General features: G+C 61.4%; 10 protein-coding genes and 1 pseudogene. 6 read left to right on the top strand and 5 right to left on the bottom strand.

The window, feature by feature from the left end:
* Positions 1 to 1255: pseudogene (locus tag Y708_RS26685) on the top strand (IS1380 family transposase); the annotation flags it as partial.
* Positions 1256 to 1440: 185 nt separating this feature from the next.
* Positions 1441 to 1653, top strand: a complete 213-nt coding sequence (locus Y708_RS0120015) for a hypothetical protein (RefSeq protein WP_028281286.1) — start codon at positions 1441 to 1443, stop codon at positions 1651 to 1653.
* Positions 1654 to 1660: 7 nt separating this feature from the next.
* Here Y708_RS0120015 and fdxA read toward each other — a convergent pair whose 3' ends face one another.
* The gene (gene fdxA, locus Y708_RS0120010; RefSeq protein WP_028281285.1) at positions 1661 to 1984 is read right to left on the bottom strand and encodes a ferredoxin; all 324 of its coding nucleotides are present in this window, start codon (positions 1982 to 1984) and stop codon (positions 1661 to 1663) included.
* A gap of 64 nt (positions 1985 to 2048) precedes the next feature.
* On the opposite strand from fdxA, the gene Y708_RS29460 reads away from it, so the two are divergent.
* From Y708_RS29460 to Y708_RS0119990, 4 genes are all read left to right on the top strand, one after another.
* Entirely contained in the window at positions 2049 to 2228 is a 180-nt protein-coding gene (locus Y708_RS29460) for a hypothetical protein (protein ID WP_155853969.1), read from the top strand.
* Positions 2229 to 2388: 160 nt separating this feature from the next.
* Positions 2389 to 3906, top strand: coding sequence for a proton-conducting transporter transmembrane domain-containing protein (locus Y708_RS27770; protein WP_162150508.1), 1518 nt, complete (start codon positions 2389 to 2391; stop codon positions 3904 to 3906).
* Between the two features lies 1 nt (position 3907).
* Positions 3908 to 6370, top strand: a complete 2463-nt coding sequence (locus Y708_RS26675) for a DUF2309 domain-containing protein (RefSeq protein ID WP_051479221.1) — start codon at positions 3908 to 3910, stop codon at positions 6368 to 6370.
* A complete protein-coding gene (locus Y708_RS0119990) occupies positions 6367 to 6684 on the top strand; it encodes a P-II family nitrogen regulator (RefSeq protein WP_026552736.1) in 318 nt (105 codons plus the stop codon). Before Y708_RS26675 ends, Y708_RS0119990 begins: the two co-directional genes overlap by 4 nt.
* Before the next feature lie 186 nt (positions 6685 to 6870).
* Here the strand turns inward: Y708_RS0119990 and Y708_RS0119985 are convergent, their stop codons facing one another.
* The 4 genes from Y708_RS0119985 to Y708_RS0119970 form a co-directional block, all read right to left on the bottom strand.
* The gene (locus tag Y708_RS0119985; protein WP_051479223.1) at positions 6871 to 7290 is read right to left on the bottom strand and encodes a succinate dehydrogenase hydrophobic membrane anchor subunit; all 420 of its coding nucleotides are present in this window, start codon (positions 7288 to 7290) and stop codon (positions 6871 to 6873) included.
* A gap of 32 nt (positions 7291 to 7322) precedes the next feature.
* On the bottom strand, positions 7323 to 7907 hold the full coding sequence (locus Y708_RS0119980; RefSeq protein ID WP_028281283.1) for a dTMP kinase: 585 nt from the start codon (positions 7905 to 7907) through the stop codon (positions 7323 to 7325).
* Positions 7908 to 8042: 135 nt separating this feature from the next.
* Entirely contained in the window at positions 8043 to 8219 is a 177-nt protein-coding gene (locus tag Y708_RS29455; RefSeq protein ID WP_155853968.1) for a hypothetical protein, read from the bottom strand.
* Positions 8220 to 8243: 24 nt separating this feature from the next.
* On the bottom strand, positions 8244 to 8724 hold a 481-nt coding region (locus tag Y708_RS0119970), incomplete at its 5' end, for a helix-turn-helix transcriptional regulator (protein WP_343212999.1).

Below are 8724 nucleotides of genomic sequence, written 5' to 3'. Positions count from 1 at the left end.
GCGGGTCTGGAGGCGTGGCGTAAACCGTTCGCCCGCCATGATCCCGCGAAGATCATCACCGATCTGGCGCTGTCGCTGGCCACCGGCGGTGACTGTATCTCCCGACATTGACAGGCTCCGTGCGCAGCCGGATGTCTACGGTCCAGTTGCCTCTGATCCGACCATCAGCCGGCTGGTTACCACCGTCTCGACAATCAAACCTGCCAAGGTACTGTCGGCAGTCAATGCGGCCAGGGCCGCAGCCCGCGCCCATGTCTGGGCCGCGGCCGGGGACCACTCGCCACTGCACGGCGTCAGCACCGAGAACCCGCTCACCGTGGACCTCGACGCCACCTTAGTGAACTCGCATTCGGAGAAGGAAAAAGCCCGCCCCACGTGGAAGAAGGGGTTCGGGTTCCACCCGCTGGCGTCGTTCCTGGACCACGGTCCGGAGGGCACCGGGGAACTGCTGGCGGTGCTGCAGCGACCCGGCAATGCTGGGTCGAACACCGCTGCGGATCACATCACCGTGGTGCGGGACTCGCTGAAGCAACTCCCGGTGGGTTACCGGTCGGGGCGGAAGGTCATGATTCGCACCGATTCCGCCGGCGGCACCCACGAGTTCCTGAACTGGCTCACAGCTAGGCACCGCAACCTGGGTTACTCGGTCGGCTTCCCCATCCACGGTGCCGTCGAGGCAGTCCTGCCCCGGATCCCGAAGAAGGCCTGGGCCCGAGCGTATAACAGCGACGGGATCGAACGCAACGGCGCCTGGGTAGCGGACATCACCGCGATGCTGGACCTTGGCTCCTGGCCGGCCGGGATGCGCGTCATCGTGCGCAAAGAGGAGCCCCATCCAGGGGCGCAGTTGCGGATCACCGACATTGACGGAATGCGCTACACCGCGTTCGCCACCAACCAGAAACGCGGACAGCTCGCGGACCTGGAAGTCCGCCACCGGCTCCGGGCCCGCTGCGAGGACCGGATCCGTAACGCCAAAGACACAGGCCTTCAGAACCTTCCCCTGCACTCCTTCGCCGCGAACACGTTCTGGTGCCACCTGGTCATGCTCGCCGCCTGGACCCAAATGCTCGCCTTCCACGGGACCAAAGCCAGACGCTGGGAACCAAAGAAAATCAGGGCCAAGATCTTTGAAATCGCCGGGAAGATCAGCACCCACGCCCGCAAGCTCATCCTTCACCTCGCCGCGGCAGCACCCGACACAGGCCTGCTGATCAAAGGCCTGGAAAGGATCAGGGCACTGAGCCCGCCATAGTGGCAAACAGGCCCACCCCAGGAAACCAGGAAAGCCCGCACAAACACGATGGATGTGGAACCATCAACGACTCCCGCCACCGGTCAGCGGCCGCACTGTCACACCCGCATGCAAGAATCAATCACATCAGGCAGCCAGTAAGCCCTGACCCCGCGGAAACCCCACCCCATGAAAGATCGAGGCTAGTGAACTTACTCGTCGACTTTCCGCTCGGCACCCAGTTCGTCGTTCGTTCGCGCATCGAGGGCGGCTTCATCGATGCGCTCGGCTACCTGCGCGAGATTGACGATACGCAATGCGTCATCGAGACTAGGTGCGGGCTGGCCACCGCCCTCCTCAGCGAGGTTGTCGCGGCGAAGAAGGTATCCCCGCCGATGCGCTCCCGCGCGTTCGATTAGGGATAATTTAGACGATAGTCTGCGGCGGCAGCGCGGCGATCAGGGGGTGATCCTTGGCAAATGCGCCCATTTTGGCGGCCCCGCCGGGGGATCCGATGTCGTCGAAGAACTCGACGTTGGCCCTGTAATAGTCGGCCCACTGCTGCGGCACATCATCTTCGTAGTAGATTGCCTCGACCGGGCAAACGGGCACACAGGCATTGCAGTCAACGCACTCATCCGGGTGGATGTAGAGCATCCGGTCACCCTCGTAGATGCAGTCGACCGGGCATTCTTCGATGCAGGCCCGATCCTTCACGTCCACGCAGGGAAGAGCGATAACATACGTCACAGCGGCAAGACTCCCTTCACGCAGTGCAGGCCTAAAGCCTACTCGAACCGGGTGGTCCGATCAGATGACTACTTTTGTGCTCTCGCATCGGGGCATTGAAGCGGTGGACGTTGCGATGGCCCTCCCGCTCTCGGTCGAGGTAACCAGCTACTTCGAGTTCGGCGACGATCAGTTGTTCGGCGCGCTCGACGATTCCCATGATCTCGGCGATGTCCCGCAGTCGTGCTCTGGGGTTCGCCGATAGGCGCATCAGCACATGGGCATGATTCGTGAGAACGAACATATTCTCCCTTGACGGGATCGGGTGCCACGCCTTCCCTTTCGTCCTATCAGTATCGCGCCATACAATACGCGATCTGTAGTTCGTGTATTGTATGGCGGTAGACAGGTTGATGAGGAGGGCTATGAGTGCGGGTGCGAGTGCGTTTGCTGTGGCGGCGTTGGTCGCCCCATGGTGTGCGGCGAGCTTTGGAGCAACCGTCAGGGGACTCCGGGATGGTGCTGCGATGGGTGCGGCCAGTATTAGCGGGATCGGTTTCATTGCGGCTGTGGGGCTCGCCATCGACGTCGCCGTGAGCGAGACGCAGGCCGTCTCCCTGGGTCATGGAGCGTTCGCGTTGACCTTGGACGCCCTGGCTATCGTGATGATAGTGATGGTGCTGGGACTGAGCACCGTCACCCAGTCATTCGCGGTGAGGTATCTGCGCGGCGACGCCCGACAGGGCTGGTTCGTCGGCGTCGCCAACCTGCTGACAGCTTCTACGATCGTCTTGGTTTGCGCGAGCAGCGTGGTGATGTTTGTGGTGGGGTGGCTCGCGGCCGGTATCAGCCTGGTGCTGGTTCTGAACATGTACTCCCACGACCGACAAGCGCGTGACGGCGTCCAACGCACCCTTCGGCGGTTCGTCCTTGGCGATGCATGTCTGCTCGCAGCCGCGCTGATTCTGATCAGTATCGGCGGTGCCGATCTCGCCCTGTCCGACGTCGGTCGCGCGGTCGAGGAGGTGCCCGTCCCGCTCGGCGTCGTCATCGGGCTACTGCTGATCGTGCCGGCACTCGCACGTTCGAGTCAGATTCCTTTCCACGGATGGCTTCCTTCCACACTTGCGGCTCCGACGCCGGTGTCGGCGCTGCTCCACGCCGGAGTGGTCAACGCCGGGGCGATTCTGCTCATCCGGTTCTCGCCGGCGGTCGCCGGATCGGCGGTTGTCATGGCAGTGGTTTTCGCCGCCGGTGCTGCGACCGTGGTTTATGCATCGGTGGTGCGGTTGGTCAAGCCCGATGTGAAGGGGCGCCTCGTGTTTTCGACGATGGCGCAGATGGGTTTCATGGTCATGGCCTGCGGCTTGGGCGCCTTTGCGGGAGCGGTATTTCACCTCGTTGCCCATGGACTGTATAAGTCCGCATTGTTCCTGTCAGCGAGCACCGGGGTGAACCGTGACCAGGTGCGGCGCGCCTGGCCCGAACGCCAGCCGGTGCCACCAAAGCACCTGTGGATTGTGATGGTTCTGGCGGTTTTTATTCCGTTCAGCGCGGTGGTCGGGTCGTTGGCGCTGCTGGCCAAGGATGTTTCCGGGTCGAGCGTGGCACTGCTTGCCTTCGTAGTCCTCACGGGCTCAGTGACGTTGGGTGCAACCCTGCTGTCGCGGCTGTCGGTCGCAACCGGCGTGGTCAGCATCTTCGGCATCGCCCTACTCGCCCTTGCCTACACGGCTTCCGTCGCAGCAGTCGATAACCTCCTGGGCGAAATACTGGTCACTGCTGCCGTCTCGCCATGGTGGGTGCTCCTGCCAGCGGTGCTGCTGATCGCCATCCAGTGGGTGGCCTATTACTCCGACCGCCGAAACGTACTGCATGAGGTCATCTATACCCGCAGTCTCGCGGCAGGAACACCCAAAACCCACTCGCTGAAAGGAACCTGACATGAGCCTTAAGACCAGAGCTGACATAGCGCGCGCCGCACGAGACATCGTGCCCCAGTGGCCGCTGAACTCCTTCATCGCTGTCAATCCGTTGGGCGGCTATGAGAGCACCGACTTCGAGAGTGTTCAAGTGCCAGGAGTCGTTACGACCCGTCCCTTGACTGCATACCGCGCCGACATCGACTCGGGTCGGATCACACCCGAAGATCTGCTGGCTGCGGTGCACGAACGTATTCCTGAGCTCCGCTCTCGCCCCGTGAGTGTCGGCTCTGCAACGATCAGCGCGGCGGAGCTCCTTGTTGCAGAGTTGACCGACCCGACGCCGACCACGGTCTCACCGACCACTCCAAGTGAACAGCACGACCTCGTCGACGACATCACGTCGAAGTGGGTCGCGGCGTTCCTTGACCCGGATCCGTTGTGGCGGATCCCGCGCCGCCGGGACGGTTTCTACGCAGCCTGGCGTCATCTTGCCACGCACGATCCCGATCTGCCCGGGGCCGCCCGAAGAACTGCGCGAAGATTACCCACTCGCCCGGAGGACGCCGTCGCTTCTGCAATGACCGGTCTAGAGGTTCCTGCCCGCGACGAGGACTCGATTCTGCGCAGGGAGCTCGCCGGCCTCCCGGGCTGGGCTGCCCATATCAAATGGAGATCGGAGCACGTCGGCGACGTAGACCTGGTGGACTATCTTGCAGTACGGCTGAGCCTGCGAATGCTGCTGGCTCACTCCTCCGGCTCCGCAGCCCTCTCGACGTCTGAAGAGGTCGCGACGGATGGTCGGAGAGATCTCTGGCCGCGCGCCGTCCGCGTAGCCGAGCGCCTCGGCGTCGGAACCGACCGCAAAACTGTCGCCATTATCGGACGGGTGCTTGCTTTCCATCCTCTCCGAGACCACCCTTACACTCTTCAGCGCGCCTACGAAGTGCACTACGCGCGAACACTGGTGCTCCCGCTCGGCAATAGCGAGCCTGCTGACTCGCTGCCACACCTGCAGTTGGTCGCGTGCATCGATCCGCGGTCTGAGGGCATTCGTCGCCACCTAGAAAGGCTGGATCCGCGTATTGAGACTTTCGGATTCGCAGGGTTCTTCGGTGTGCCGGTCCGATTCTCCACGTACAACTCACCGTCATCGATCGACTCCCTGCCGGCACTGCTTTCAGCGCACCACCATATAACCGAGGTTCCACAAGACGCAGGTGACGCTGCGTCCTACACGAAGGGACTGCGGACACGACAAGCCTTCGCCGCAGGAATTCACACCGGTGAATCAACAACGGTGTCCCCATTCGCCTTCGCTGAGGCAACGGGTTGGCTGTTCGGGGTCTCAACAGCGTTACGAACATTCGCCCCCACTACCGCAGCAAAATGGATTGCTACGCTAACCTCCAGACCGTCATTGGAGTCCTCGGTGACCGTCGTCGAAGCCTTCAGCCTCCAGGAGCGCGTCAGGCTGGCCGAGGCGTCACTACGAATGATGGGTCTCTATCGCTTCGCACCGCTCGTTGTACTCGCCGGTCACGGTTCGACCAGCGCCAACAACCTCTATAAGTCGGCACTGGATTGCGGTGCCTGCGGAGGGAACCGCGGAGACGTCAATGCGCGCGCAGCTGCAACAATCTTGAATGATCCCGACGTCCGCGCTCTACTGAGCGAAAAAGAACTCAACATCCCAGTGGACACGTTCTTCCTCGCAGCGGAGCACGACACCGTCACAGACCGGATCTCCACCTTTGACACCCACCTCATCCCCGAAACCCACCGCAAACTCGTGGACGACTTCGACAGGCTTCAAGGGGCAGCGTCGGACGCACTCATCCGCGAACGAGCACAATCCTTGCCAGGTGCCTCACCATGGCACGCAACCAAGAAGACCCGTCGGCGGGCTGATGATTGGGCCGAGGTCTATCCCGAGTGGGGTCTCGTCGGCAACGCAGCCTTCATTATCGGTCCACGAGAGCTCACCCGCGCACTCGATTTGGAACGCCGCGTTTTCCTGCATTCCTACCGGCCCGAGCTCGATCCGAAGGGTGCAGCACTGGAGACGATCCTCACCGCCCCCGTGGTGGTAGCGCAGTGGATCAACCACCAGTACTACTTCTCAGCTTTGAACCCCGAAACGCTCGGCGCCGGAACCAAAACCACCCACAACGCCATCGGTACGCTCGGTGTCCTGAGCGGTCAGCGCGGCGATCTTCGGCGAGGACTGCCCTGGCAGTCACTGGGCGTAGGCGACCGGCTCGTGCACGAACCGATGCGGCTGGCAGTAATTGTGCAGGCACCACTGAAGCACATTATCGAAATCATTGGACGCAACACCGTGCTGCAGAACCTTTTCAACAACAATTGGATCAGCCTCACCGCCCGCGAAGATGCCTCATCCCCGTGGTATTTGTACGGTCGGTACGGATGGTCCTCCAGTCACCACAACACCACCCCCACCAGCGAAGGAACACCGTCATGACTGGTTTGACGAAGATGACCCGAGTCGAGGTCGTAATCTCGAATCGCGACGCACCTCCAGTTCGCGAGCTGATCGTCTCAGCTGGAGCAACCGGATACACCGCAGTGTCAGGTGTATCCGGCCTCGGCCACCACGGTGCGCATTCGGGTGCTCTGTTGTTCAACGAATACGACACCCTTACAATGCTCATCACAGTTTTGCCTCCCGAGAACGCGCCCGCGCTGATCGACGCGATCCGGGTGCTGCTTGACGGACAATCCGGAGTGATGTTCGTCGGCGAGACGTACGTCAGCAGACCCGAGTACTTCCAGTGATGGTGCCAAGCCCATACCCAGGATCCACAATTTACTTTGCCACTGCGGATGGAAAGGCCGGCCTCGCCCGGGAACCTTTGGCGGCCCCTTGCATCGAGGCAACAGGCAGGTGTGACAAGACGGTACCTTCCCAGCTAATGGCTGTGGCATCGCCGGGGCTACAGGTGACTGGAAGGCTTGAAAACCTTAGGGACAGAATTCGGGTAGCAATTCTGCGGAGGCGTTGACGGGGCAGGGGTCGAAAGTGAAGATGACGAGTGATCCGAGCGCGATGATACTTAGTGAACAGCTGAGCAGGACGGTTTTGAGCATGAGGCGCGATCGGGAGGTATCGGTGTAGTCATTGATGATGACGCGGAGGCCATTTGTGCCGTGAAGCATGGCGAGCCAGAGCATGATCAGGTCGAACCACTGCCAGAAGGGGCTGGCCCACTTCCCCGCGACGAAGGCGAAGTCAATCTGCTGGATACCGTCACCGAGCACAAGGTTGACGAAGAGGTGCACGAAGATCAGTGCAACGAGGAGTGCACCGGACCATCGCATGAACAGCCAGGCCATGAGCTCGACATTGCTGTTCGTGACCAGCCTGCGGCGGTAACTGTTGATATTGGCCCCGGGCCGAGTGTCGCGTTTTGAACTCACGGTTGCAGCCCCAGTCCGCACATCCCGAGCTCCTGCAGCATGTCGTCAACAACTTGCTCCGAAGTGTGACTCGCGTCGATGGTGATGAAGGACGGGAAGTCTTGGAGTTCTCGATAGGCCTGGTTGAACGCACCCAGATGCTCGAAGGTCTCACTGTCCGCGGCTCGGCTATTGACCCTGGTGTGTGCAATATCCGTCTGCACATCGAAGTAAAAAACGATATCCGGGGTGGGGAGGACCCGCAGCAGCAGCGGAAGAAACCAGCCTGGACGTAGGCCACGCACTCGCCTCAGCGCTAGCTGACAGTAGAGGTGTCTGTCCATGATGACAACACCAGAACCGGTCGTCGCGCGTAAGTGGGAGATCAGCACGTTGACGCAGCGGATCGTGGTTTCCAGTGCATCCAACAGAACCGCCGGTGGGTGGATGTTGCGCCGAGTACCCCACGCGGTCATGCTTCGCCGACCGGATGGGTTCGCGGTGAAGGTCGCAGGATAAGCCGCCGCGGAGAGTCGCTCTGTGAGCAGTTTTCCTGCCGTGGTCTTACCCGCCCCATCAATACCCGCGAGAACAATAATCAAGACTCATCACCGCCCTCCTGTAGGACATGTCTGCGAAAACCAGCGTTGGCCGTGCCTGAAGGCCCAATGTTCCTTTGTCATGGTCTCCCCCGAGCCCTCCTCGGCCTCTCACTCTTCAGGCCCGCCTGATTGCCTCTAGTCCTCGTCCTGCTTTTCGCTCTCCTGATCATTGCCTTCGTCTTGGTCCTGGGCACCATCCTCTTCCTCCACTCCCGGTGTTTGCGGGAGTTGCGTATCGTCGCAACCGGTCAGGAACAGGGCCCCGGTCAGGAGAAAGGCGGAGCCCAGGAGGGCCGCGGTTCTGCTTCTCATGATGATTCCTTTCGTAGGTGTCCGTTAGTGGGGAGCGAAGATCGCCAGGAGTGCACCGACTTCCTGATGTGCTTCGGCGGGATGGCGGAAGTGCTGGCGGGGTTGGATCACATACCGAGTGCGGCGTCCTTCGCGGAGGCGTTCCAGGTAGCCTGCCTCCTCAAGGTCCGCAAGAATGTGCAGGGTTGCCCTGGGCGTGATGCCAACAGTCGCTGCTATGTCGTCCACGCGCGCGCGGGAGTTCTCGTTGACAGCCAGGAGCACATGGCTGTGATTGGTCAGGAACGTCCAGGGTGGACGTTGGGCTGGCCCGGTGTCCGGGGTCGCTATTTCTGTTGCCGCCATTTCTTGGGCCGGATTCGTTGAATTCGTGAGCGACATTGGGGCGCCCCTTTCCTTGGATGTAGCTAGAGTCTCTTCCGACCAGTGTGCGCGGTAGCGAGCCTGGTGGTCCGGTATGCGCAGGATTTCCACGCCCTTTACTGACGGCGTCGGCAGGTCAATG

This window comes from Arthrobacter sp. H5 (genome assembly GCF_000520595.1).
GTDB lineage: Bacteria > Actinomycetota > Actinomycetes > Actinomycetales > Micrococcaceae > Arthrobacter_D.
The sequence above is the reverse complement of the archived record's forward strand: the minus strand, read 5'-3'. Positions and strand labels throughout refer to the sequence as shown.

What these genes read in the sequence shown, in the direction of transcription:
- Y708_RS27770 (WP_162150508.1), top strand. Translation starts at nt 2,389, where the DNA reads ATGAGTGCGGGTGCGAGTGCGTTTGCTGTGGCGGCGTTGGTCGCCCCA.
- Y708_RS26675 (WP_051479221.1), top strand. Translation starts at nt 3,908, where the DNA reads ATGAGCCTTAAGACCAGAGCTGACATAGCGCGCGCCGCACGAGACATC.
- Y708_RS29460 (WP_155853969.1), top strand. Translation starts at nt 2,049, where the DNA reads ATGACTACTTTTGTGCTCTCGCATCGGGGCATTGAAGCGGTGGACGTT.
- Y708_RS29455 (WP_155853968.1), bottom strand. Translation starts at nt 8,219, where the DNA reads ATGAGAAGCAGAACCGCGGCCCTCCTGGGCTCCGCCTTTCTCCTGACC.
- Y708_RS0119990 (WP_026552736.1), top strand. Translation starts at nt 6,367, where the DNA reads ATGACTGGTTTGACGAAGATGACCCGAGTCGAGGTCGTAATCTCGAAT.